Raw genomic sequence first — 25,333 nt, forward strand, 5'->3', positions numbered from 1 at the left:
ACCGCATGAACGAGCCGACCATCCACATTCTCGCCGGCCCCCACCTGGCATCGGGAATCGAATCGTGCCGCCCGAGCGCGGCCTCGGGCCGGATCCCGACCGCTACATCCTGGCGGCCGTGCAGAGGCATCCGGAACCGGCGGATTCCGAGTGCACCGCGTGCCGTCGAGGTGCGGGCATGAGCGAATGGCGTTTCACCGGCCTGCAATTCCAGATCCTGTGGTCCGCTTACGGTTCCGATCGCCTCCCCTATCCGCTGCGCTACCGGCCGGTCGCCGACAGCTTCGAAGACCTGCGGATGCAGCGTGAGGCGGCGGTGGCACAGCTGCTGGACGGGTTCTACTCCGTCGAGCTCATGCGGGTGCTCGAGGTGCTGCGTGAACCCGAGGCGCGGGTGGAGATCAAAGGCTTCGGGGAGCAGGGATCGGGGACGACCTACCGATTCCACGGGGCCGTGAACGGGTACGCGGGCGCGGCGCTGGTGCAGTTGGCGGGGACGGCCGAGGACATCGGAGGTGACGTCGTCGTCACCGCCTGTGCGGCCGATCAGTTGCCCGCGCAAGCCCTTGCGGCACTGCCGAAAGCGCAGGCCGGCACCGCGCCGCCGCTCGAGGTGCGGCGCGAAGAACTCGCCGCCGACCGCTCGCGGTACGTGCGCGGCCACGGCGAGGCGAGCCTCACCCAGCAGCTGGACCGGGTCTTCAAACGCACCCGGCGCTCGTTCGGCGAGATCATGGTCTTCCCCGGCCCCGCCGTCGACGCACGCCCCTCCTTCGGCCGCAGTTTCTGGTGGATGGATTACGACGACGGCCGCTACTACGTGAAAACCGGCGACCCGATCGTCGCGAAACCGGCGAGCCCGGCGGCGCTCGGCAACGAAATCGGCAGATTGATCTCGATCACCCAGCGGTTCTATCGGGAAGACCGCGACCACGACGAATACCTGCGGACCCGCAGGTAGCGGGTCCGCAGGTCCGGAACGGATAACACACACCCGCCGACACGGAAGGCACCCTGGGAGCGGGCACAAACCTCGACGGACGGCCTCCCCCCATAGCAGCGCACGGTGTTTCGTAGACGCGATGCCGAATCACCCACTACCCGAAAAACATCGCCTCCTGCACGCCTGCCGCACCGAGATGTACACCGATCATCCGATGCTGCGGCTGGCCTATCAGCTCACCACGTTGCACGAACGTCGGCTGTGCAGTGCGCGCGAGAGCATCGACGACCGCAAGGCGATCGACGACCTCGATGCCGAGCGCCTACGCCACATCCGCGCGATCGACACCTGGGTCAACAGCCAGATCCCGCCGACTCCCGGTTCCGCGCACCTGCACACCGAAACCCTCGGCACCATCGTCGACCGCCTGGCCCGATACACCGCCCAGGCCTATGCGGCGCTCGCCGACGGCTCCGGCGAACTCGGCGACGCATGGGAGCGACTGGCCGAACTCGCGGTGGGTTACGACGATCTCGCATCCGAGGTCGCGGCCGGGCGGCGCCGACTCCCCGGGCCCCTGTAGCGCATCAGCTCCGGGCGTCCCCGCTCGTCCAAGGCGGCTTCCGATAGTAGGAATTTGACGCCGTCGACGATATTGCGGCGCCACTCACCATCAGCCCTCGACCACAAGCCAGCTCGCAGCAGCACCTTATCTCGCGATGAAATCCACGGCGGTTTCGACATTACCCGGCTGCATTCCGGTATCCGTCAATACCTTGAAGTCGCACCTGCTCCGAAGCCGATACCAACGCCCCTGGTCGATCCGAACACTGGAGTGGAGTAGATAGTCCGGCGGGATTTCAGGATGGTTATCCGAGTATCCGGCAATTCCGCCTATCGTGGTTCGACAGCTCATCGATCCGTACACGACCTTCTGAGCGGCGGGCTTGAGCTTCAAGGACCAAGCGAAAGTCCCTGTACTGTAGTCCACCTGGCCGGTGAATCTCGCCACATTATTGTCATGGTCATCGTGCGGCTTGCTTCTGGAAAATTCCATGTCTACGGGATTTGGAGCCGCCTCGGCGGATACTGGCACCGCAGCCAGCAGTATAGCGGCGACTATTGAAGCTAGAGAAACCTTATTCATTTCATCCCCCCGGCAATAAGGTACTGCTAATTAATCCACGTTATTCGAACAGCACGCAAACTGTGCGAATCCTGCTGAGCATTCTCGTACTCGACTTCGACTGCATCCTCGAGGTTGATATCGTCGAAATTTCTACCCCACAAGGAATCCACGCCGAACCAGATTTGATCACCAGCTGTGGATAGGACTATGCCCGTTGCGCGCTTTCGGTTCCAGCGCCATATCTTCCCCCTGGTGGTGTGCACCCCCTCCTCCTGCATGCTGTGCAGCGTATCGGAGTGGGAGGGGACAAGCAACGTCGCCTTCGATCTACAGCTAATCCGATGCGCCGCAGCGCAATCCGGCTCGGCATGCCTGACTGCGCGGCGCAGTAGCGCGAATAATCTGCGGTCAGAGACCCGCCCAGTTGCAGGGACCACGGCGTTGCCAGTGGCATACGGCCGGTACCCGATCGGCGGTCAGCTCGCCGCGGCGCTCGCCGACGGCTCCGGCGAACTCGGCGACGCATGGGAGCGACTGGCCGAACTCGCGGTGGGTTACGACGATCTCGCCTCCGAGGTCGCGGCCGGGCGGCGCCGGCTCCCCGGGCCTCCGTGAAACGCGCCGGGCAATCCGGGCCACCATCGGACTCCGGCCTGCCGTTCTCGCACCGAACGCCACCGAGCCGATCTTGGTACCGTGATCAGGCAGGAGTCGATCACCGAGGGAAGTACACGATGGCGCTGGTGGAAGCGGGCCGGAGTGGCCTCGACGAAGTGCTGGCCGGGTTGCAGTGGCGGTTCGTGCGCCGCGACGTGTTCGAGCGCGGGGCCGGCGAGTGGGAGTTCCTGTCCGGTCGAGCGAACGCGATCCTGGTGCTCGACGGGCTGATCCGGGTCGAAGGACTCGGCGAGTCCGAGGATCTGACACCCGGCGACTTCCTGTTCGTACCGCATGAGGATCGCTTCGCGCTGCACGCGCTCTCCGAAACCACCGTGCTGCGCCTCCAGCTCGCCCCGGCGCGCACCGGCGCGGCCATGGCCGCGCTGCCGCAGCGGGTGCTGCTCACCGAGTTCGCCAGGCACACGCCGCTGGCGGCGACGATGATGCGGCACCTCATCGAGGAATGCGCGGAACCGGAAGGGGTGCAGGGCGATCGGGTGGCCACCTTGATCGCATCGATGGCGATCGAATCCTGGCACCAGCGCGGGTGCGCGCCGAAACGGTGGCTGTTGCGGGTGAACGAGCCGGGGGTGGCGCGGGCGGTGGCCGCCATGCACGCAGACCCCGGCAAGGACTGGACGGTCGAAGCGCTCGCACGGGTGGCGCTGGCCTCGCGGTCGGGGTTCGCCGCGCGGTTCCAGGCGGCCACCGGGCTCACGCCGGGCCGCTATCTGACGCAGCTGCGGGTCGAACGAGCGCAGCGGTTCCTGACCGAACAGGACGCCTCGGTCGGGGCGGTGGCCCGGCGCCTTGGATACCGGTCCGAGACGGCGTTCGGGCGGGCGTTCCGCAGGCATACCGGCCGCACGCCGTCGGAATGGCGGCGCGCGGCCGGTACCTCGACGTAGCGGTCAGCCGGCGGCCCGGCTCAGCGACAGGCGCAGCGTGATCGCGCCGAACACGGCAGCGGCGGCGGCCACGCCGTAGGTCGCGGCCAGGCCGATGCCGTCCACCCCACGTCCACCGACGGCCGAACCGAGAATGATCGCGAGCTGGAATCCGCCCACCAGCAGCCCGCTTCCGGCTTCCACCCGATCCGGCAGCACCCGCGACACCCACACCTGCACGACATTGAGGATGCCGCCGAACGCACCACCCCAGATCACCACCGCGACATAGGCGAGCGGGGCGAGGGCGGCGGAACCGATGATCGCGAGCAGTGAGCCGCCGATGGCCACCGGCACCGCCACCAGCAGCATGCTCAGCCGGCGGTCGGCGAGTGAACCGAGCACGAAATTACCGACCAGGCCACCGATGCCGAACAGCGCCAACAACACCGGGATCGCCGTCGGCCCCGCGCCGAGCAGCTCGTCGAGCGCCGGACGGATGTAGGTGTAGCCGGCGAAATGTCCGCCGATCACGGCGACGACGCTGATCAGGCCCAGCGCCGCACCCGGTGCGCGCAGGGCGCCACCCATGGCCGACCAGCCGACACCCTGCGTCGGCGCGATCGGTGGCAGCACCACCTGCACCGCGACAGCCGCCACCAACGTCAGCGCCGCGGCGACCACGAACACGACCCGCCATCCGGCGAACGTGCTCAACAGCACTCCGAGCGGGACCCCGGCCACCGTGGCCACGGTGGTGCCCGCGTTCACGATCATCATCGCCTTGCCGAGCCGCTCGGCCGGCACCAGTTGGGTGGCGATCACCAGCGCCATCGACCAGTAGCCGCCCACCGCCACACCCAGCATCAGCCGCGCGATCAGCAGCAGGACGATGTTCGGGGCAAGTGCCACAACCAGGTTCGATACCGCGGCACCGACGGTCAGCACCATGAGCAGGGTGCGCCGATCGGCCCGCGGGAACAGCGAACTCAGCCCGAGCGCCGCCAGCAGCGCGGTCAACGCCGTCGCGCTCACCGACAGCCCGACCACGCCTTCCTGGACACGGAGATCCTCCGCGAGCGCGGTCAGCACTCCCGGCGGCAGGAACTCCGAGGTCACCAGGGTGAAGCTGCCGAGGAACATGGTGAGCAGAGCCGGCCACGCTCGCCGCGCGAAAGCCGGCGCCGAGGGTGCGGCGGTGAGAGTCGTCGTTGTCATGCCAGAGGCAACGCCCGCCGCACCCCACCCCACGCGACCGAAACGCCAAGTCACTCGCCCCAAACGCCAAGTGTCCCGTGGAGTAGCCCAGGCCGAGAGCGCCAGCGCAACCTCACGCGCCCGGCTCGACCCGCCGGACAGTGCCCACCGTGCCGATTCCCTTGTCGAACGAGGCGACCGGCGAACCCGGATCGGACTCGGCCAGGGCCACCAGGTAGGCATCGGCGAACGAGAGCCGGCCGCCGGCGATGTCACAACGTCCGACGCGGCGAGCCGGGCCCCGAAGAGCCCGGGCCCGCTCGGTTGCCTCGATCAGCGCGCGTTGGCGGTGCAGACGACGTCGACGACCTTGGCGCCGCTCAGGTCGGCCGAGCCGACATTGGCCAGCAGTGCGGTCGGGTGGTGCTCGGCGAGCTTGCGGAACGCGGCGCGCTCGGCCTCGTCCCGGTTCGCGCCGGCCGCCGCGGCCACGCCTTCGTTGTTCTCCACCAGCACGCCACAGCCGTTGGCCCAGGAGATCATCACCTGGCAGTCGGCCTGACCACAGTTGGCGAGCGCCGCGTTGCGCGCAGCCTCATCGCTGGGCTCATCGACGCTGACTCCGTACAGCACGGTCTGGCCGCTGAACGCGATCGCCGCGAACTGCCCCTCCGCACTCGCCGAGCCGGCACCGAACACCGACCCGGCCGCCAGGCCGAACGCCACCATGGCAAAGCCGACCTTGTTCTTCACACTCATCGAAAGATCTTTCCGCTGGAAAAAGCTCCGGAACCGGAGTCGCCGTATCTTTACAGGCGGCCGAAAGCTGGGCAATTTCTGCCCGATTCGCCGACCGATGTCCGCCTCAGCAGGGCCGGATCGTCGGTGCCGACGGTGTGCCGCCCGCGCGATCTCGGGTCACGGGGCGGGTTGTGGCCGGCGATCGTTGTTCGAGCGGCGGGCGATGCTGTGGACGAGCAGGCCGAACAGCACGATCACGAGGACGGGGGCGGCCACGGGGACCCACGCCAGGTGAAGGGGTAGCAGGGCAGCGGCCGCGGCGATGACGGTGAACGCTACGGCGCCGGTGACGGAGGGGATGGTGGTCGGGACCACGCCTACCGGGGCGGTGACGGTTGCGGTATTGAGCAGGTAGGCGGTGGCCACCAAACCTGTTGCGGCGGCAGCCAATACACCAGTGTCAGACCAGGCCAGCACACCGACGGCGAGCAGTACGGCAGCTACCGCGGCGGGGCGGAACCACCAGCCCGCGGCGACAAGAGCGATGGCGGGCAGGCCCGCCCACGGGATCATCAGGGTGATCGAGCCGATGAGCAGCACACCGGAAAGGACGGCGAGGAAACGGATCATCGGCGCACCCGGACGGTTCGGCGGTGTTGCGGCAGCAGGCGCATGATCTGATCCAAACGAGTGTCTTCGGGCCAGGACACGATGTCGACGCCGACGGTGCCCATATCGCGGTACATGGTGGCGCGTTCGAGCTGCCACATGCGGGCCAGCGTCGGGTCGAGACCTTCGGCGAACGGGGTGCCGCGCAGGACGTCGACCACCACCACGACGTGGCCGCGTTTGCGCAGGTCGATCAAGGCGAGCGCGAACTGGGTATCGAGCAGGGTGGAGAACGCGATGACGATCGCGCCCAGCGGCACGGCGGCGTGCGGGGCCAGGGTGCCGGTGGTGGGGATGTGCTCGTCGCCGACATCGAGGACGGTGTCGACGATGCGGTAGAACTGGCGGCGGCCGATATCGGGGCGCAGCCAGCGCGGATCCTGTCCGAGGCAGACCACGGCGGTGCGATCGCCCGCCTGCAACGTCGACTGCACCACCTGCGCCGCACCGCGCACCGACAACTCCAGCGAATCGGTGGCCGGGCCGGGCGCCTGCAAGGAGGTGTCGATCAGCACGACGACGTCGGCGGAACGGTTGGTGAGCCGCTCGGTGACGTACAGCCGGCCGCGGCGCGCGCTGACCGGCCAGTTCACGATCCGCAGCTGATCGCCCGGCGCGTACGCGCGGATATCGGCGTACTCCACACCCGGCCCGTGTTTGCGGGTCAGGTGCACACCGAGCCGTTCGGGAAGTTCGGTGCGCGGCAACCGCATTCGCTGTGGATCGGTGATCGGGTACACGAACAGCTGCCCGGCGGGCCGCCGCACCGTGGCCACCGCGAGACCGGCCGGGCTCAACGCCGATACCCGCACGTTCACCGGATAGCGGCCCCATCGCGTGGCCGACAACGCCAGCCGCAGGCCGGCCGGCGCCGCACCGGAATCACTGGCCTCCTCGATCACCGTCTCCAGCCCCTTGGTCGGCTCGGGGGTGCAGCGCAGCAGCGCATGACCTTCCTCGACGAACGCCGCGACCGTCAGCACCACTTCCTCGGTCTCGAAGCAGCGCTGGGTCGGGCCGCCGTCGATCTGGATGCGGGTGCGCGACTGCTGCCACGGCGCCGTGGCCAGCACCCCGAGCAGCGGCGCCGCGAACACCACCAGCTGCCAGCTGTTCACCGCGATCGCCAGGACCAGCGCGACGGCCGCGCATCCGGCCAGCATGTACACCAATGGTGCCGGGCGCCACTCTAATTCGGCCTCGAGCGCGGTGCTCGAGTCGCGATGCCTCATGGCGTGGCGGCGCGCGGGACGGGCAGTCGACGCAGCAGTTCGGAAATCACGTCCTCACCCCGGATCCGGCGCACCCACATCTCCGGGCGCAGCGTGATCCGGTGCGCCATGGCCGGAATCGCCAGCGCCTTCACATCCTCGGGGATGACGTAATCGCGGCCGAGCAGCAGCGCCCGCGCCCGTGACATCTGCACCAGATCCAACTCCGCACGCGGGCTCGCACCCACCTCCACCTGCGGATGGCCGCGGGTCGCCGCGGCGAGCGCGACGACATAGCCGACGACGTCCGGGTGCACGGTGACGAACTCGACCGAATGCCGCATCTCCATCAGGCCGTTCGCGTCCACCACCTGGCCCACCTGCGGGACCGTCGCGCCGCGTTCGAGCCTGCGCCGGATCATCTGGGTTTCATCGCGCTCGGACAGATAGCCCAGCCGCAACTGGATGGCGAACCGGTCCAGCTGCGCCTCCGGCAGCGGATAGGTGCCTTCGTACTCGATCGGGTTGTCGGTCGCCAGCACGATGAAAGGCTGTGGCAGCGGGAAGGTTTCACCGTCGATGCTGACCTGGCCCTCGGCCATCGCCTCCAGCAGCGCCGCCTGGGTCTTCGGCGGGGTCCGGTTGATCTCGTCGGCCAGCAGCATGTTGGTGAACACCGGGCCGCGACGGAAGGTGAACCGGCCGGTCGACATGTCGTAGATGGTCGACCCGAGCAGATCCGCTGGCAGCAGATCCGGGGTGAACTGCACCCTGGCGAAATCCAGGCCCAGCGCGGCGGCGAACGATCTGGCGATGAGCGTTTTGCCGAGGCCGGGCAGGTCCTCGATCAGCACATGCCCGCCGGAGAGCACCGCGATCAAGATGAGCTGCAACTCGTCTCGTTTGCCGACCACGACCCGGGACAGCTCCCGTAACACGGCCTCACTGCGTTGGACGGTCACGTCCAAAGGCATCGTCATTTGTCTACTCGCACTTGCTCAACCCGTTTCACATTCTCTGCAGTCGGCGCAGGATCTCGTCCAACGCCTCCCGCCCCGGTGCGCGACCGACCTGGTCACGCAATTCCGAGTTCGCCGGATCCACCCAACGCCACAGTTCGGTACCGAACTGGTGGATTCCGGCGGCCTCGATCGCCCTGCGGTTCTTGGCGACCCGCACTCCGGCCGACAATTCGAACTCCTTGGCCAGCAGGGGACGTAGGTAGCGGTCCCAGTCCGCGCGGGTGCCGTCCGCGCGGTCGGCGAGCATCTGCGCCCTGGCATGCCAGCGGTGCAGCATCTCGGCGGGGCCGTTCTCGATCTCGTCGGGCAATTCGGGCTCACGCGGGCCGGAACGGCCGAGCAGGGACCACACCAGCCAGGCCAAGGCGACCGCCACCGGGACGCCGGCGGCGGCGAGCATCGCCTCGCGGGCGCGACCGAGGGTGACCAACTCGATCACCACGACCACCAGTACCGCCGTCACGATCATGCTCAGGCGGGTCATGTGGGCACCACCTCCCCTTGCAGGTCGGCGAGCACGATGCGCAGCAACTGTTCGGCGCGCATGCGTTGCCATTCCATCATGGAGTGGGGGCTGAACCTGGCCTCTTCGAACAATGCCACCAGCTCGCGCGCCGACGCGTCGTGCAGGGCGCCGTGCTCGAACGCGCGGGCCAGCACCTCCATCGGAGTGTCGGAGGCCAGTGGGGCCGCCGAACGGGCCGCCGAGAGGCCACGCTCCATGGCGACGTAGCAGGCGATGATCGCGGTCCGCGGGTCCTGGCCGGGTGCGGCCATGGCGGCCAGGCCCATCTCGGCGGCGCGGGCCAGCGAATCGGCAGCGGTCTCCGCGGGGGGCGCGACCGGTTCGGGTTCGGGGGCGGGTGTGCGGCGGGTGGTGACGGCGACGACCACCAGGCCCGCGATGGCCACGGCCACCAACGTCACGGCGGCGACGATGGCCAGCACCAGTGCGGTGCCCGCGAGTTCGGCGGGTTCGGTAGCGGTGGCCGGGTCGGAGGGCTGGGTATCGCCGGTGGTCGGGCTCGGGGTGGCGGTGCCCGTCGGGGGCGCGACCGAGGTATCGGCGTCCGGTTGGACGCCGACGAAGTACACGGCCGAGACGAGGGCGAACAGCAGCGCCAGCGCGGTGAGGATGCCCAGCACGATCAGCCCGGCGCGGCCCAGCTTCCAGGGTTCGCGATCGGTATCCGGATCGGGTTCGGGCATGGCCAGCGGCAGCCGGTGCTGGCTGGCGATGACACCGGCCAGCAGGATGACCACCGACACCGTGAGCAGCACGGGCATGAGCGCCACGGCGATGGCGGACATGGCCGACGGGCCGTCGTCCTCGGATTCGGTGACGCCCGGCAGATAGCCGCGCAAGGCGATAACGGCGCAGACGAGCAGCGTGATCACCACGATCACGCGCGATATCGGCGCTCGCGACCGGACCACTGCGTTACCCCATACTTGTGTACTGCCCAAAACAGCCACATAGTTACATGCCGAACGGTCCGCTCGGGAGGGAATCGATTACTTCGGAGAACGTCCGTTTTAACTGCCCCGTCCCAGGTCGCGGCGGGCGCGGCGGACCTTGGTTCAGCTAACTGACAGCGACCGCCTCGGTTTGTGACAACTCACCAAGACGGCTCGCCGCTCTTGCGATATCCGGCACGCCGCGCACGCCGTCGACCAGCTCAGCGACCGGCGCCTGCGCGTAGACGGTGAGGGTTCGATCGGCGTCGTAGAGGACGTCGACAAGGTTGACCAGACGCATGGCCCAATCGGGTGGGATTTCGCGCAGGAGCGGGACGCCGTAGAGGTTCCAGGTGTGGAAACGCTCGGCGAGGTCGACATAGTCGGCGGCGGACGTGGGGACGGCGCACAGGTCGGCGAAATCGAGGGTGATGGTGGTGGCGTCGACGGCCAGCGCCCGCACGGTCCGGCTGCCCACTGCGACCTCGACTCGCGGACCGGTGCTGCCCGGCGAATCGTGGACCGCCGCTGCGTCGGCACGGTTCCCGTCAGCCGGCACTCGACCGGGGGCATTCGCTACGCCGGGTTCGATCCGCGCGCTCGCACGGGAGGGCACGGCCGGACCGGGCATGCGACCCACCTGACCGGGCCGGCCATCGGCGGACACAACCGGATCCGGCGGGTGACCGACGTGCCCGGGCCGGCCATCGACGGGCACGACCGGATCTGGCGTGCGATCCACCCGCCCGGGCCCGCCATCGACGGGTACGGCCGGATCCGGCATGCGACCCACCCGCCCGGGCCCGCCATCGACGGACACAACCGGATCCGGCGGGTGACCGACCTGCCCGGGCCGGCCATCGACCGGTACGGCCGGATCTCGCGTGCGACCCACCCGCCCGGGCCAGCTATCGACGGGTACGGCCGGATCCGGCATGCGACCGAACCGGCGGAGTGCACCATCGCCGGGCGCGCTCGACGCCGGACCGCTGATACGGCCGGAACCGGGCTCGGTGCGCGGCGGCGGGCCGACGATGTAGCGGCCGGCACGGAAACCGGTCGCGCGGCCGTGCGCGACGGTGCGGTAGTCGAGCGGGCCGTCGAGGGATACGACGTCGAGTTCGGCGACGATGCGTTCGATGGTGGGCAGGAAATGGTCGTGGAACAGCGGGTTCGGCAGGAGTTCCGCCGGCGCGTAGTTCGAGGTGACGACGAGCGTCAGGCGGCGGGCGAACAGAACATCGAGCATGCGGGCGATGAGCATGGCGTCGCCGATGTCGTGGACATGGAATTCGTCGAAGCACACCAGCTGGGCGTTGCCGAGCAGGGTGTCGATGGCCTTGTCGATGGAGCCGCGGGCGTGGTTCTCGGCGTGCAGGCTCGCGAAGAAGGTGTGGAAATGGAAGCGACGCTTGCGTTTCGAGCCGACGGAGGCGAAGAAGCGGTCCATCACCATGGTCTTCCCACGGCCCGGGCGGCCGTGCAGGTAGACGCCGCGATGATGTTTGCGCGGGCGATGATGGCGGTCCAGCAACCGGCCGAGTGCAGCGGCGGCGCGTTCCTGATCGGCGTCCCATCGGATTGTTTCCATGACACCTCCTCTACAGATGTAGAGTAGTGGTGGTCCGGCACGGCGCCATGGTTACCTCGGACACACCGACTGCTGCGGCGTCGGTCCGTTTCGGGCACATGCGGAGGCTGGGTTGCCCCACACGGGCGCTTCGGACGGCGCCGACCGACATAAACGGTCCGGGCCGAACGAACGACGCGCGCCGACACGATCAGCGCGAATCCACACAAGCCGTGCGGCCGACACGAGCCGGGCCCGCCGACACGAACGGTGGGGGCCGACACGAACGGGCGCGGCGGTCGGGGCTCCCGGCAGGAACCGAAAAGGACGAGGGATGGCTCTTCAGGATCGACGCACACTGATCGTCGATGCGGCGATCGAACTCATTGCCGCGCAGGGTATTCGCGCGCTCACGCATCGCGCCCTCGACAACGCGCTCGCCCTGCCCGCGGGCTCGACCTCGTACTACTTCCGCACCAAACGCGCCCTACTCGAGGCAGTGGTCGACCACATCACCGCACGCACCCGCGATGACTTCCTCGCCGCATTCCCCGACAACCCGCCGACGCCGGAGGCAGGCGATCATGCGCAGGTGATCGCCCAACTGGCGGGCGGAATCGGCGCCTGGCTGGACGACCTGCTGGCCCGCCGCCGCGCGCACCTGATCGTCCGCTACGCGCTCACCATCGAACTGAGCGCCGACCCCGAACTGCACCGCCGCCTCGTCGGCAGCCTCTTCTCCCACCCCCGCGCCCGCGCCCTGTTCGAGCACCTGGGCGCCGAGGACCCGGACACCGCGGCCGCCGACTTCATCGCCGTCATCGAAGGCGCCACCTTCGACCGCTTCGCCGGGGCACGGACCGGCCTACCTACCGGCACTCCGGACAGCGCGGTCCAGCTCGCCGGCGTTCTCAGCGCCTACCTGCGCGGGGCACTCCCCTGATCGTTGTCCGATGGTCCGCCACGCGCACGCTGCCACGGGTCGTCGTCATCCAAACGCCGAGAAGACCTCTCGGCCATGTGACCCTCGGTGACTCAGGCGGCGCTGAGCACCAGACCCGAGGTCGGGACGCCCGTCCCCGCGGTGACCAGAATGTTGGTGAGGTCTTCGACCTGGTTCACCGACGTGCCGCGGATCTGGCGGACGGCTTCGGCGATGCCGTTCATGCCGTGGATGTAGGCCTCGCCGAGTTGGCCGCCGTGGGTGTTGAGGGGCAGGCGGCCGCCGAGTTCGATCGCGCCGTCGGCGATGAAGTTCTTGGCTTCGCCGCGGGGGCAGAAGCCGAGTTCCTCGAGCTGCATCAGGACGAACGGGGTGAAGTGGTCGTAGAGGATGGCCGCCTGCATGTCCTCCGGACGCAGGCCGCTCTGGGCCCACAGCTGGTCGCCGACCAAGCCCATTTCGGGCAGGCCGGTCATGGCGTCGCGGTAGTAGCTGGTCATCACGTATTGGTCGGCTCCGCTGCCTTGGGCGGCGGCGGTGATGACGGCGGGACGGTTGGGCAAATCCTTGGCCCGCTCGACGCTGGTGACCACGATGGCGACGCCGCCGTCGGATTCCTGGCAGCAATCCAGCAAATGCAGCGGCTCGGCGATCCAGCGGGAATTCTGGTGATCCTCGAGCGTGATCGGCTTGCCGTAGAAGAAGGCATTCGGGTTCACCGCCGCGTGTTTGCGGTCGGCGACGGCGATGCGGCCGAAATCCTCGCTGGTGGCGCCGTATACGTGCATATAGCGGCGCGCGACCATGGCGACCTGCGCGGCCGGGGTGCCGAGACCGTGCGGATACGACCAGCCCGCATCCACACCCGAGGAGGTGGGGGCGGTCGCCAGAGCGGTGGAGAACTGCCCGAACCGCGATTCCGAGCGCTCGTTGAACGCCCGATACGCCACCACCACATCGGCCACCCCGGTGGCCACGGCTATGGCAGCCTGCTGCACCGTGGCACACGCGGCCCCGCCGCCGTAGCGGATGTCGCTGAAGAACTTCAGCTGCGGAATCCCCACCGCCCGCGCGACCGCGGCCTGGGTGTTGGTGTCCATGGTGAAGGTGGTCAGGCCGTCGACGTCGGCGGGCGTCAAGCCCGCGTCCGCGAGGGCCGCAGTGACGGCCTCGGCGGCCAGCCGCAATTCACTGCGCCCGGAATCCTTGGAGAAATCGGTGGCGCCGATTCCCGCGATCGCCGCCCGGCCGGACAGCGCCGACTGTGCACTCATCTAGGCACCTGCTTCCGAAGAACGAATGGCGATCACGACGGTGGCGACGATGTGGTCGCCCAGGCTGTCGCGCCCGGTGACGGCGAGGTGGATGTCGTCGCCGTCGATGGCGGTGACCTTCCCGGTGAGGGTGAGGGTGTCGCCGGCGTACAGCGGAACCCCGAGGCGCAGCGCGATCTTCTTGACGATGGTGCGCGGCCCCGACCAATCGGTGACGAAGCGTTGCACCAGCCCGGTATCGGTGAGGATGTTGACGAAGATGTCCTTGGAGCCGCGCTCGACCGCCTTGTCGCGATCGTGGTGCACATCCTGGAAATCCCGGGTGGCCAGCGCGGAACTGATGACGAAGGTGGGATCGGCGTGGATCACCAGCTCCGGCAATTCGGTACCGACCGCGATGGTGGCCGGTTCGATGGTGGCGGGCTCGTGCCCATTCGCATGAGCGGGACGCCCTCCGTGGTTACGCAAGCTGCCTCCTACGGGCGCTGACCCGCTCATGCGGCGATCACCTTCCAGAACGGCAGTGCCGTCTCGTCGTCGAGTTTCTCGAAGTCCACCTGCACCGGCAGTCCGACCTCGACCTTGCCGGGTTCGATGCCCCGCAGTTCACCGAGCATGCGCACGCCTTCCGCCAATTCGACCAGCGCCACCACGAACGGCAGCTGACGGCCCGGCACCTTCGGGGCGTGATGCACGACGTAGCTGAAGACTGTGCCGCGTCCCGAGGCGACCAGGTAGTCGACCGGCTCGGATTTGTCCTGCCAGATCGCGGGCACCGGCGGATGGCGCAGCGTCCCGTCTGGCATGCGCTGGATGCGCAGCTCACCGGCACGCGTTCCGGCCCAGAAGAATTCGGTATCGCGCGAGACCAGCGGACGCACCCGCGCCGACAGATCGGGCTCGGGCTCGGTGGCCGGCTTCGCGGTGCCCGGCGCGAATTTCAGCATCCGGAACAGCATTTCGGTGACCAGCTCGTCACCGACGTACCAGCGGGTGGCGAAGGTGATGAACCAGCCCTCCCCCAGCCCGGTGCGCTTGGGCCCGGTGATGTCGGTGAGCGCGCTGGTGACGGTGACCTGCTCGCCCGGCACCAGGTACCGGTGGTAGGTCTGCTCACAGTTGGTGCCGACGACGGAGGTGAAACCGGCCTCGTCGAGCAGCGCCATGGTGGCGTTCATCGGATCGTCGGGGGCGCGGTGGCCGTGCAGGCCGGGCATGGTCCACACCTGGGCCATGGCCGGCGGGGCGACGATTCCGGCGAAACCGGCGGCGCGGGCGGCGTCCTCGTCGACGTAGACGGGATTCTTGTCGCCGATCGCCTCCAGCCAGTTGTTGATCATCGGCTGGTTGACCGGGTCGCGGCCCGCGCGATGCGAGGATTCGCCCCCGGCGATGATCTTCTCACCGGCCGCGATGATCGCTTCCGGAGTGAGTGTTTCCGGCACGCGCTGCTCCTTCGTTGGTTGATGCTTGCTATCTGGGCACGCGCGGCAAGCGCAGACCGGCGGTGGCGACGAGCTCACGCATGACCTCGTTCACGCCGCCGCCGAAGGTGACGACCAGGTTCTGTTTGGTGCGCCGATCCAGCCAGGTCAGCAGTTCGGCGGTGGCCGGTTCGGCCGGATCGCCGTAGCGGCCGACGATCTCCTCGGCCAGCCGCCCCGCCTCTTGCAGCGATTCGGTGGAGTAGACCTTGGTGGCCGAGGCGTCGGCGATCACCTGGGCTTCGTCGCCGCTGCCGTGGGTGGCGGCGACCTGCCAGTTCAGCAGTTCGTTCAACCGCACCATGGCGTGGATGCGGCCGAGCGAGCGGCAGACGTCGGGCTCGTCGAGCAGGCCGCGCGGGCGGGCCCAGGTGACGACCTTGTCGTAGAGCTGCTCGATCTTGCCGGACGGCCCGAGACTGACCCGCTCGTGGTTGAGCTGGGTGGTGATCAGCTTCCAGCCCCGGTTTTCCTCGCCGACCAGCATGTTCGCCGGGACGCGCACATTGTCGAAGTAGGTGGCGTTGGTGTGGTGGGCGCCGTCGCAGGTGATGATCGGCGTCCAGGAGTAGCCGGGGTCCTTGGTGTCGGCGATCAGGATGGTGATGCCGCGGTGGCGCGATTCCACCGAACCGGTGCGGCAGGCCAGCCAGATGTAATCGGCCTCGTGTGCGCCGGTGGTGAAGATCTTCTGCCCGTTGACGATCCAGTCGCCGGACTCGTCGCGCACCGCACTGGTGCGCAGGGCGGCCAGGTCGGTGCCTGCCTCCGGTTCGGAGTAGCCGATGGCGAAATGGATATCGCCGGACAGGATGCCCGGCAGGAACTTCTGCTTCTGCTCCTCGGTGCCGAACTGCTGCAGCGTCGGGCCCACGGTCAACAGGGTGACCAGCGGCAACGGTACGTCGGCGCGGACGGCCTCGTTGAAGAAGATCTGCTGTTCGACCGGCCCGAAACCCTGCCCGCCGTACTCCTTGGGCCAGCCGACGCCGAGCCAGCCGTCGCGCCCCATCCGGCGCACCACCTCGCGGTAGGCGTCACCGTGCCGGTTCACCGCCATCGCGGCTTCTTCTTCGGGCGTGACGAGATCGGCGAAGTAGGAACGTAATTCGTCACGCAGCTTGCGCTGCTCGATGGTCAGATCGATGAACATCTGGCCCCCAATCGGTCGAGGCGCAGCGACTCGCCGCCCAGCCAGCGGGCGAGATCTTTGGCCTGGGAGTAGTAGCGGTGCATCGAATGCGTCACGTCGACGCCGATGCCACCGTGCAGGTGATGGCACTTCTGCATGGCGCGCGGCAGTTCCGCGGCCACGGTGTAGGCGAGCACGTCCAGATCGTCGTCGATCCTGGACTGGTGATCGGGGCTCGAATCGTCCTGGGCCAGCGCCCAGTTCGCGGACAGGGCGGCGGCGTGCAGGGTGCGCGAGACCACGTACAGGTCCGCGATCTGCTGAGCCACCGCCTGGAACTCGGCCAGCGGCCTGCCGAACTGATGTCGGGTGCGCACATGCTCGGCGGTGAGCTTCAGCGCGCCCTCCAGCAGGCCATCGGCGACGGCGCCGATCGAGGCCAGTGCACAGCGATGTAGATCGGCCAGTGCTTCCGGCAGCAACCATTCGGCCGGGATCTCGACCGAATCGAAATGCAGCGTGTACTCCGGCACCGCACCCGATACCGGCGACGCGGTGCGGGTGACGCCGGCGGCGGCCGCGTCGACCACGGCGACACCGACCTCGGTCGGCACCAGGATCCAGCGGGCCTGCTCGGCGTAGGGCACCGCCACCTTGTGGCCGGTGATGCGCACCTTGCCGCCCTCGGCGACGGCCTTGGTCGCTGGCTTGGTGGTGAACGGCGCACCGGGTTCGTGCAGCGCCGCGGTGAGCACGGCGCCCTCGGCGACGGCGGGAAATACCTTCTCCGCCACCACATCCGGCGCGCCGAGCAGCGGCAGCACACCGAAACCGAAGGTCGGCAGCGCCGGGATGGCGACCGCGTCGATGGCCAATTCGGTGAGCAGCACCGAGACCGCGGCCACGCCCATCTCGTCACCGCCGAACCGCTCCGGCAGCGCCACCGCGGGCAGGCCGGTGTCCACGAACGGCTGCCACAGGTCGGCCTCGCGGGCCGATTCCCGCTCCAGCAAGCTCACGACGACCTCGGCCACGGCGTCCTGGGCCTCGTCTCTGGTGAAGTCCACGCTTATCTCCAGTCGTTCCTCGAAGCCACCGGCCCCGTGTCCTGTTCGCGCATTCAGCTGCCATCCCTCGGCAGCCCGAGGATCCGCTCACCGGCCAGGGTCAGCAGGATCTGCTCGGTGCCGCCGGCGATGGACAGGCAGCGGGTGAGCAGGAACTCCTTGGTCGCCTCGTTGTCGAGGGCGCCGGCCGGGCCCGCCACCTCGACGGCGAATTCGGCCACCTCCTGCCGGTGCCGCACCCCGACGAGCTTGCGCACGCTGCTCTGCGGGCCCGCGTCGGCGCCGGCCAGGATCAGCGCCGCACCCCGCTGCTCCAGCAGCAGCCCGGCGGTCGCGTCGGCGACGAACCGGCCGAGCCGGTCGTTGATCAGCTCGGCACCGGGGCCGGTCGCGGGAAGCTTGCCGACCAGCTCTTCGAGCAGCTGGCCGATCCCCTTGCCGCCCATGGCGATCCGCTCCGCGGACAGCGTGGAGCGGGAGATCTTCCAGCCGTTGCCGAGCGCACCCACCACGCACTCGTCTGGCACGAAGACGTCATCGAGGAAGACTTCGCTGAACTTCGCCTCGCCGGTGATCTGCACCAGCGGACGGATCTCGATGCCCGCGCTGCGCATATCGACCAGGAAGTAGCTGATGCCCTTGTGCTTGGGCGCCGCCGGATCGGTGCGGGCCAGGCAGATGCCCCAGTTCGCGGTGTCGGCCAGCGAGGTCCACACCTTCTGCCCGCGCAGCATCCAGCCGCCGTCGACCTTGGTGGCGGTGGTGCGCAGCGCGGCCAGATCGGAACCGGCGCCCGGCTCGCTGAACAGCTGGCACCAGACGACATCGCCGTGCAGGGTCGGCCAGACGAACCGCTCGATCTGCTCCGGGGTGCCGTGCTGCAACAGGGTCGGCACGGCCCAGCCGCCGATCGCCAGGTCCGGCGTCTCCAATCCGGCGCGGGCGAGTTCCTCCGAGATGAGCAGGCCCGTCATCGGATCGGCGGCGCGGCCGTAGGGCTCGGGCCAGTGCGGCATGACCAGGCCGGCCTCGACCATGGCCTTGCGCTGTTGATCGACCGGCAGTGCGGCGATCGCGGCGACCTCGGCGGCCACACCGGTCGCGGCCGCACCGAGCTCGAGCGAGACCGCGGCCGCGTTGCCGACGGCGGCCGCCACACCCACCGCGGCGCCGACGCCTTCGCCGGACGATGCCGTCTCGGTGGCGGCGTCGGCGAGGATGCGGTCGGCGCCGGTGGTGCGGCGCGCACCCGCCCTGGTCAATTCGGTCACCCGCGCGCGCCAGTACCCGCCGCCGCCGAGCAGCTGCCGCAGCGCGGTCGCGCGGCGCAGGTAGAAGTGCGCGTCGTGCTCCCAGGTGAAGCCGATACCGCCGAGCACCTGGATGCAGTCCTTGGCGGTCTCGACCGCGGCATCGAGGGAGATGGCGGCGGCGATGGCGGCGGCGATCGGCAGTTCGGAGCCAGCGGGGTTCGCGAGGGCGTCGTCGGCGGCCGCGGCGGCGTCGGCGGCGACCGAGCGGATCAGCTCGGTGCGGCACAGCATCCACGCGCAGATGTGCTTGACGGCCTGGAAACTGCCGATCGGCTTGCCGAATTGCTCACGCACCTTGGCGTATTCGACCGCGGTCTCCAGGCACCAGCCCGCGACACCGGCCAGTTCGGCCGTGGTGAGCGCGACGATCAGGTCTTCGACGGCGAAATCGGGGGCGAACACGTCGGCGGCGGGCACCTGGACCTCGGCGCAGCGGACCCGCGCCAGCGGGGTGCTCGGATCCAATGCCGGCAGAGGCTCGATGGTCACACCGGGGGCTTCGGCGGGAATCAGACACCAACGCGAACCGTCGGCAACCCGCACCGGCAGCAGCACCGCAGCGCCCGGCGCGGCGCCGAGCACCGTCTCCCAGACCCCGTTGAGCACCAGCTCACCGCCGTCACCCTGCCGCGGGCGATCCACAGCCGATAAGCTGCTCGCCGACTCGACAACGGTGTCGAGTGCGACTCCGCACGGCTGCTGTTCGTCCAGTCGTCCGCCGGTCACCACGCCGGCCAACGCGGTGGTGAGCACCGGTCCGCCCACCAGATCGTGCGCGGCCTGCTCCACCAGCACGGCGAGATCGGTGATCGATCCACCCGCGCCGCCGGCCTGCTCGTCGACCGCCACCCGGAAGATCCCGAGGTCGGTCAGCTGATCCCAGTACGTGCGCCAGAAGCCGGTCGTATCGTCCCGCATTGTTGCAATCGGACGTACCGCTGCAGCCCATCCGCTCATCGACTCCTGAACGGCTTTATGCTCGTCAGTGGTGGCGATGGTCACAGTACATACCGCCTTTCCGGCGTGACTCCCACACCTAGAACATGTTCTAATATCCTGGCCGGGCGGAAGTCAAGCGATGCTTTCGTCCACAGGATCGAACGCGTACGACCCACCGACCGAGCGGGTCCGGCGCGAGTGACGCCCCGCGAATCCACGCGGGCCTCGCACTCCGCCGCGGCCCGACACGAAAGGACCAGCACCGATGGCCAGCCCCTCCCGTTCGCAGCCGGCCGACTCGAACGGGGCGCCCGCAGCGGGCACCCGAGCCGCCGTGACCACGCTCAGCGAGGACGAGCTGAGCTCCAGCGCGCAGCGCGAACGCCGCAAGCGCATCCTCGATGCGACGCTGGCATTGGCCTCCAAGGGCGGATACGACGCGGTGCAGATGCGCGCCGTGGCCGAACGCGCCGACGTCGCCGTGGGCACGCTGTACCGCTACTTCCCCTCCAAGGTGCACCTGCTGGTGTCGGCGCTCTCGCGCGAATTCGAGCAGATCGAGGGCAAACGCAAGCCGCTGGCCGGGCAGACCCCGCGCGAACGGATGCACCTGCTGCTCACCCAGATCACCCGGATGATGCAGCGCGATCCGCTGCTCACCGAGGCCATGACCCGCGCCTTCATGTTCGCCGACGCCTCCGCCGCCGCCGAAGTCGATCGCGTGGGCAAGGTGATGGACCGGGTCTTCGCCCGTGCCATGAACGACGGCGAACCCACCGAACGCCAGCTCGCCATCGCCCGCGTCATCAGCGACGTGTGGCTGTCGAACCTGGTGGCCTGGCTCACCCGCAGGGCCTCGGCGACCGACGTCACCGAACGCCTGGAATTGACCGTCGACCTGCTGCTCGGCAACAACTCCTGAGCAAAGAGGCGGCACACGGGCAGCACACGGGCATCGCCGCATGTCGGTGATGAGAATTCAACCCAGTATTGTCATGCGCGCCCCCTGAAAAACTCCTCCGATCCATAAGGTTGGATGCGTGAGCGCACAGGATCTCCCACTGGAACTTCGTCGTGCCCTGTCGACGGTCGCGCGGGTCCCACGCCTGTTGGTCGCATCGGATTACGACGGGACTATCGCACCCATCGTGTCCGATCCGGCCAAGGCGTACCCGCACGGCGAGTCGGTCCGCGCGTTACGCGCGCTGGCCGGCCTGTCCGGCACCACGGCCGCCGTCATCTCCGGCCGGGCGCTGCGTGATCTCGCGGCGCTGTCGCGGCTGCCCGTCGAGGTGCAGCTGATCGGCAGCCACGGCTCGGAGTTCGATGTCGGCTTCGTGCACGCCATCGACAACGACGCCAAGCAGCTGTTGCAAGAACTGACCACCGCGCTGAATCAGATCGCCGCGGAGAATCCGGGCGTGACGGTCGAGACCAAGCCGGCCAGCATCGCGCTGCACGTGCGCAATGCCGGGCCGGAGATCGGGCGGCGCGCGCTCAATCAGGTTCGCCAGGGCCCGGCCTGCTGGGTCGGGGTGCAGGTCACCGAGGGCAAGGCCGTCATCGAGCTGGCCGTCATCCCCACCGATAAGGGCAGCGCGCTCGACACCATCCGGCATCAGGAGGGCGCGTCGGCGGCGGTGTTCTTCGGCGACGACGTCACCGATGAGAAGGCCTTCCGGATGTTGTCCGGTCCCGACGTCGGCATCAAGGTCGGCGAGGGCGAGAGCCTGGCCAAGTACCGCGTGCCCAATACCGAGGCCGTGTCGTGCGCGCTGGCCTTTCTGCTCGAGGAGCGCCGCACCTGGCTGGCCGGCGCCAGCGCGCCCCGCATCGAGCGGCTGAGCATGCTGGCGAGCCCGCGCTCGGTGGCGCTGCTGACGCCCGACGCGACGGTCACCTGGTTCTGCCATCCCGAACCCGATTCGGCCGCGGTGTTCGCCCATCTGCTCGGCGGACCGCAGGCCGGGCATTTCAGCATCGCGCCGGAACGCCCGGGCCTGCCGCTGTCGCAGCGCTACATCGACGGCACCATGACCGTCGAAACCCGTTGGGCCAAGCTGCAAGTGGTCGACTATCTGCCGCATGACGTGGCGCCCGACCGCACCGATCTGACTCGCGTGATCACCGGCGACACGCGCGCCGTGGTGACCTTCGCGCCGCGTCCGGAATTCGGCCAGGTGCCGGTCACCATCGAGGCCGAGCCGAACGGGCTGCGGGTGCGCGGCACCAACGATCCGACGGTGCTGCGCTCCCCCGGCGTCGAATGGACCATCCAGAGCGACGGCGTGCACAGCTCCGCGACCGCCGTCGTCGATCCGTCGCAGGGCCCGGTGGTGCTGGAACTGCGATGCGGCACACCGGATCTCGCGCCCGCCATGACGCCGGAACCCGAGCGCAGGCGGATCGCCGAGACCTACTGGTCCTCCTGGGCGGCCTCGCTTGACCTGCCGCCGCTGAAGCCGGATCTGATGAAGCGCTCCGCGCTGACCCTGCGCGGGCTGGTGCACGCACCGTCCGGCTCGATCCTGGCCGCGGCCACCACCTCGCTGCCCGAGGACATCGGCGGCGTGCGCAACTGGGATTACCGCTACTGCTGGCTGCGCGACGCCGCGCTCACCGCGTCGGCGCTGGTGTCGCTGGGTTCACTGAGTGAGGCCGAGGACTTCCTCGGCTGGGTGCACCGGGTGCTGGAGACGCTGCCCGGCCCTGAGCGGCTGCACCCGCTGTACACGCTCTACGGCGAGACGCTGCCGCCCGAGGCCGTCATCGATCAGCTGCCCGGCTATGCTGGATCTCGGCCGGTGCGCGTCGGCAACGCGGCGAACATGCAGGTCCAGCTGGACGTCTTCGGCCCGATCGTGGATCTGATCGCCACCTTGGCGCACGCAAGGGAAACCCAGGGCGTCGGCGATCCGCGGATGGCGCTGCCGGATCAGGACTGGGAGCTGGTGCACGCCATGGTCTCGGCGGTGCAGCGGCGCTGGCACGAGCCCGACCACGGCATCTGGGAGATCCGCGGCAACCCGCGCCACCACGTGTACTCCAAGGTGATGGGCTGGCTCACCATCGACCGCGCGCTCACCCTCGCGCAGAAGTTCGACCGCCCGATCCATCCGGAGTGGGCCGCGCTGCGCGATCAGATCGCCGACGAGGTCAAGACCAAGGGCTGGAACGAGGAAGTGCAGTCGTTCACCGCCGCCTACGACGGCACCGATCTGGACGCCGCGACCCTGCACATCGGGTTGAGCGGGCTGATCGATCCGTCGGATCCGCGTTTCGCGGCCACCGTCGTCGCCACCGAGGCGGAGCTGCGCAGCGGTTCCACCGTGTACCGCTACCACCACGACGACGGCCTGCCCGGCGGCGAGGGCGGGTTCCATCTGTGCGCGGCCTGGCTGGTGGAGGCGTACCTGCTGATCGGCAAGCGCTCCGATGCCGAGGCGCTGTTCGCCCAGCTGGTGGACGTGGCCGGGCCGACCGGGCTGCTCAGCGAGGAGTACGACCCGGTGGCCGAGCGTTCCCTCGGCAACCATCCGCAGGCCTACAGCCATCTCGGTCTGCTGCGCTGCGCTCAGCTGCTGAGCCAGCCGGTGAACGCGCTGGTGAGCTGATCCGGACCACGGCCCACGTCGACGGCAGGCTGCCCGCCGGTCGCCGACGTGGGCCGATCCGCGTCCGGGGAACACAGATCACACGGATTCGGTTCGTATCCGCAGAAACGCCCTGATAAAGTAAAACGGAAACGATTTCCATTAAGCTTTCCGGGAGCCCGCGTGAGAACCAGATCTGCCACCACCTTCGCAACCGTCGCGGTGGGTCTGGCGACCGCGCTGAGCCTCACGGCCTGCGGCACCGGCTCCGACGACGCGTCGGGAAAGCCGTCGGTGGTCGCCTCGACCAATGTCTGGGGCAATATCGCGGCTACCGTTGCCGGGCCGGACGCCGAAGTCGAATCGATCATCACCGACCCCGCCGCCGACCCGCACTCGCATGAGACCTCGGCCATCGAATCGGCCGCGATCACCGACGCCGATCTGGTGGTCTACAACGGCGGCGGCTACGACGAATTCATCGAGAAGGCCATCGAGGGCACCGGCAAGCGCACCGTCGACGCCTTCGCCTCGCGCGCCGAGGACATCCGCGACGACGAGAACGAGCACGTCTGGTACGACATCGACACCGTCGCGGTGGTCGCCGACCAGATCGCGAAGGCCCTCGGGGAGATCGACCCCGACCATGCCACCGGATACACCGACCGCGCGGCAGCCTTCAAGGACAGCCTCAACGGCGTCCGCTCCTACACCACGCCGGCGCGCACGTCGGACCCCGGCGCCCCGATCGTGCAGACCGAACCGCTCGCGCACTACCTGCTGCTCGACGCCGGCGCCAAGGACGTGACACCACACGAGTACCAAGAGGCGATCGAGCAGGAAACCGATCCGGCCCCGGCCGCCGTGGCGGCCACTCGCGATCTGATCACCGGCAAGCAGGTGCGCGCCATGGTCTACAACGTGCAGACCGAGGACAACACCAGCAAGGAACTACGCGCCCAGGCCGAGGCGGCCGGTATCCCGGTGATCGAGGTGACCGAAACGCTGCCCGCCGGGGTCGACTACGTCACCTGGCAGACCGACAACGCCCGCGCCATCGCCTCGGCACTGGACTGATATGCGCGCCGAACGTCGGGTCGAGCGGGCCGAGCTGGTGGACACCGGCGAACCGGAAGTGGCCGGTTCGCCGGTCGAGACCGCGGTACCGGGCGGGACCACGGCGCCGGTCGACCGGTCCGCGCCCGTGGCCGCACCGCCGGAACGCACCGCCCCGGCCACGCCGGCGATCAAGCTCGATTCGGCACGGCTGTCGTTCGGCGATCGGACACTGTGGCAGGGGCTCGATCTGGAGGTGGCGCCCGGCGAATTCATCGCGATCCTCGGGCCGAACGGATCGGGTAAGACCTCGCTGCTGAAAGTGCTGCTCGGACAACTCGGCTTGAGCTCCGGCAGCGCCGAGATCGCCGGGGTTCCCGCGCGGGCGGGGCATCCGGATATCGGCTACATCCCGCAGCAGAAGACCATCGATGCCGGGGTGCAGTTGCGTGGCACCGATCTGGTCGGGCTCGGGGTGGACGGGCATCGGTGGGGGCTCGGCTGGCGCACGCGCCGCGAACGTAAGCGCAAGGTCGCCGCGGCCGTGGCCGATGTGGGCGCGCAGGCGTTCGCGGACGCGCCGTTGGAGAGCATGTCCGGCGGCGAGCAGCAGCGGCTGCGAGTGGCGCAGGCCCTGGTCGGCGATCCACGCGTACTGCTGTGTGACGAACCGCTGCTGAGCCTGGACCTGGCGAACCAGCGGCTGGTGTCGGAGCTGATCGACCGGCGCCGCCGCATCCACGACACCGCCGTGCTGTTCGTGACCCACGAGATCAACCCGATCCTGCCGCTGGTCGACCGGGTGCTCTACCTGGTGGACGGCAAGTTCCGGATCGGCACCCCGGACGAGGTGATGACCTCCGAGGTGCTGTCCGAGCTGTATCAGACCGAGGTGGATGTGCTGCGGGTGCGCGGCAGGCTGGTGGTCGTCGGTACCGGCGACACCATGGACGCGCTCGGCGCCGCGGGCGCGCACTGCCACGGCGATCCCGGCACGCCGCACCCGGCCCCGCGCGATAGTGAGGCGCGTGCGTGAACGACAAGC

General features: G+C 68.9%; 23 protein-coding genes. 9 read left to right on the forward strand and 14 right to left on the reverse strand.

What is annotated here, in order from left to right; all coding sequences use genetic code 11:
• Window positions 1-178 precede the first annotated feature (178 nt).
• From AC5W7N_RS02450 to AC5W7N_RS02465, 4 genes are all read left to right on the forward strand, one after another.
• Window positions 179-961, forward strand: a complete 783-nt coding sequence (locus AC5W7N_RS02450) for an ESX secretion-associated protein EspG (RefSeq protein WP_195020529.1) — start codon at window positions 179-181, stop codon at window positions 959-961.
• Window positions 962-1,082: 121 nt separating this feature from the next.
• On the forward strand, window positions 1,083-1,526 hold the full coding sequence (locus AC5W7N_RS02455; protein ID WP_194992325.1) for a DUF4254 domain-containing protein: 444 nt from the start codon (window positions 1,083-1,085) through the stop codon (window positions 1,524-1,526).
• A 993-nt stretch (window positions 1,527-2,519) separates the two neighbouring features.
• Window positions 2,520-2,687 (forward strand): hypothetical protein, encoded by a 168-nt coding sequence (locus tag AC5W7N_RS02460; RefSeq protein WP_195020951.1) that lies wholly within the window; start codon window positions 2,520-2,522, stop codon window positions 2,685-2,687.
• Between the two features lie 119 nt (window positions 2,688-2,806).
• Window positions 2,807-3,640, forward strand: a complete 834-nt coding sequence (locus AC5W7N_RS02465; RefSeq protein ID WP_195020528.1) for a helix-turn-helix domain-containing protein — start codon at window positions 2,807-2,809, stop codon at window positions 3,638-3,640.
• A gap of 3 nt (window positions 3,641-3,643) precedes the next feature.
• Here the strand turns inward: AC5W7N_RS02465 and AC5W7N_RS02470 are convergent, their stop codons facing one another.
• From AC5W7N_RS02470 to zapE, 8 genes are all read right to left on the reverse strand, one after another.
• Complete coding sequence (locus AC5W7N_RS02470) at window positions 3,644-4,837, reverse strand: MFS transporter (protein ID WP_195020527.1); 1,194 nt, start codon at window positions 4,835-4,837, stop codon at window positions 3,644-3,646.
• 312 nt (window positions 4,838-5,149) lie between these two features.
• Window positions 5,150-5,575, reverse strand: coding sequence for a DUF4189 domain-containing protein (locus AC5W7N_RS02475; RefSeq protein WP_194992322.1), 426 nt, complete (start codon window positions 5,573-5,575; stop codon window positions 5,150-5,152).
• 159 nt (window positions 5,576-5,734) lie between these two features.
• Complete coding sequence (locus tag AC5W7N_RS02480) at window positions 5,735-6,187, reverse strand: hypothetical protein (RefSeq protein WP_195006922.1); 453 nt, start codon at window positions 6,185-6,187, stop codon at window positions 5,735-5,737.
• Window positions 6,184-7,458 carry a DUF58 domain-containing protein gene (locus AC5W7N_RS02485; protein ID WP_163813600.1) on the reverse strand — a complete coding sequence of 425 codons (1,275 nt, stop codon included), beginning with the start codon at window positions 7,456-7,458 and terminating at the stop codon, window positions 6,184-6,186. Before AC5W7N_RS02485 ends, AC5W7N_RS02480 begins: the two co-directional genes overlap by 4 nt.
• Entirely contained in the window at window positions 7,455-8,417 is a 963-nt protein-coding gene (locus AC5W7N_RS02490) for an AAA family ATPase (protein ID WP_036532548.1), read from the reverse strand. Before AC5W7N_RS02490 ends, AC5W7N_RS02485 begins: the two co-directional genes overlap by 4 nt.
• A 28-nt stretch (window positions 8,418-8,445) precedes the next feature.
• Window positions 8,446-8,943 carry a hypothetical protein gene (locus AC5W7N_RS02495; protein ID WP_195020526.1) on the reverse strand — a complete coding sequence of 166 codons (498 nt, stop codon included), beginning with the start codon at window positions 8,941-8,943 and terminating at the stop codon, window positions 8,446-8,448.
• Window positions 8,940-9,866: a DUF4129 domain-containing protein gene (locus AC5W7N_RS02500; RefSeq protein ID WP_324197383.1), complete on the reverse strand. Its 927-nt coding sequence runs from the start codon at window positions 9,864-9,866 to the stop codon at window positions 8,940-8,942. Before AC5W7N_RS02500 ends, AC5W7N_RS02495 begins: the two co-directional genes overlap by 4 nt.
• Before the next feature lie 178 nt (window positions 9,867-10,044).
• Window positions 10,045-11,508, reverse strand: coding sequence for a cell division protein ZapE (zapE, locus tag AC5W7N_RS02505; RefSeq protein ID WP_228815238.1), 1,464 nt, complete (start codon window positions 11,506-11,508; stop codon window positions 10,045-10,047).
• Between the two features lie 313 nt (window positions 11,509-11,821).
• Between zapE and AC5W7N_RS02510 the strand changes: the two genes are divergently transcribed.
• The gene (locus AC5W7N_RS02510; RefSeq protein WP_195020524.1) at window positions 11,822-12,430 is read left to right on the forward strand and encodes a TetR/AcrR family transcriptional regulator; all 609 of its coding nucleotides are present in this window, start codon (window positions 11,822-11,824) and stop codon (window positions 12,428-12,430) included.
• 92 nt (window positions 12,431-12,522) lie between these two features.
• Here AC5W7N_RS02510 and AC5W7N_RS02515 read toward each other — a convergent pair whose 3' ends face one another.
• The 6 genes from AC5W7N_RS02515 to AC5W7N_RS02540 all read right to left on the reverse strand — a co-directional run bounded on the left by AC5W7N_RS02515 (window position 12,523) and on the right by AC5W7N_RS02540 (window position 19,657).
• Window positions 12,523-13,704: a lipid-transfer protein gene (locus AC5W7N_RS02515; RefSeq protein WP_195020523.1), complete on the reverse strand. Its 1,182-nt coding sequence runs from the start codon at window positions 13,702-13,704 to the stop codon at window positions 12,523-12,525.
• Window positions 13,705-14,118, reverse strand: a complete 414-nt coding sequence (locus AC5W7N_RS02520) for a MaoC family dehydratase (RefSeq protein ID WP_324197411.1) — start codon at window positions 14,116-14,118, stop codon at window positions 13,705-13,707.
• 80 nt (window positions 14,119-14,198) lie between these two features.
• Window positions 14,199-15,149: a bifunctional MaoC family dehydratase N-terminal/OB-fold nucleic acid binding domain-containing protein gene (locus AC5W7N_RS02525; protein ID WP_163813606.1), complete on the reverse strand. Its 951-nt coding sequence runs from the start codon at window positions 15,147-15,149 to the stop codon at window positions 14,199-14,201.
• Between the two features lie 28 nt (window positions 15,150-15,177).
• Window positions 15,178-16,341: an acyl-CoA dehydrogenase family protein gene (locus AC5W7N_RS02530; protein ID WP_163813607.1), complete on the reverse strand. Its 1,164-nt coding sequence runs from the start codon at window positions 16,339-16,341 to the stop codon at window positions 15,178-15,180.
• Window positions 16,326-17,387, reverse strand: a complete 1,062-nt coding sequence (locus tag AC5W7N_RS02535) for an acyl-CoA dehydrogenase family protein (protein ID WP_490724533.1) — start codon at window positions 17,385-17,387, stop codon at window positions 16,326-16,328. The genes AC5W7N_RS02530 and AC5W7N_RS02535 overlap by 16 nt, the downstream gene beginning before the upstream one ends.
• 53 nt (window positions 17,388-17,440) lie before the next feature.
• On the reverse strand, window positions 17,441-19,657 hold the full coding sequence (locus tag AC5W7N_RS02540; protein ID WP_495923176.1) for an acyl-CoA dehydrogenase family protein: 2,217 nt from the start codon (window positions 19,655-19,657) through the stop codon (window positions 17,441-17,443).
• 247 nt (window positions 19,658-19,904) lie between these two features.
• Between AC5W7N_RS02540 and kstR the strand changes: the two genes are divergently transcribed.
• The 4 genes from kstR to AC5W7N_RS02560 all read left to right on the forward strand — a co-directional run bounded on the left by kstR (window position 19,905) and on the right by AC5W7N_RS02560 (window position 25,324).
• Window positions 19,905-20,561 (forward strand): cholesterol catabolism transcriptional regulator KstR, encoded by a 657-nt coding sequence (gene kstR, locus AC5W7N_RS02545; protein WP_175585883.1) that lies wholly within the window; start codon window positions 19,905-19,907, stop codon window positions 20,559-20,561.
• A 118-nt stretch (window positions 20,562-20,679) separates the two neighbouring features.
• The gene (gene otsB, locus AC5W7N_RS02550; RefSeq protein ID WP_163813610.1) at window positions 20,680-23,253 is read left to right on the forward strand and encodes a trehalose-phosphatase; all 2,574 of its coding nucleotides are present in this window, start codon (window positions 20,680-20,682) and stop codon (window positions 23,251-23,253) included.
• 162 nt (window positions 23,254-23,415) lie between these two features.
• On the forward strand, window positions 23,416-24,309 hold the full coding sequence (locus AC5W7N_RS02555) for a metal ABC transporter solute-binding protein, Zn/Mn family (protein ID WP_280498790.1): 894 nt from the start codon (window positions 23,416-23,418) through the stop codon (window positions 24,307-24,309).
• 1 nt (window position 24,310) lies between these two features.
• Window positions 24,311-25,324 carry a metal ABC transporter ATP-binding protein gene (locus AC5W7N_RS02560; protein WP_490724531.1) on the forward strand — a complete coding sequence of 338 codons (1,014 nt, stop codon included), beginning with the start codon at window positions 24,311-24,313 and terminating at the stop codon, window positions 25,322-25,324.
• The last annotated feature ends 9 nt before the right edge of the window (window positions 25,325-25,333 follow it).

The organism is Nocardia sp. CDC519, from assembly GCF_059509835.1.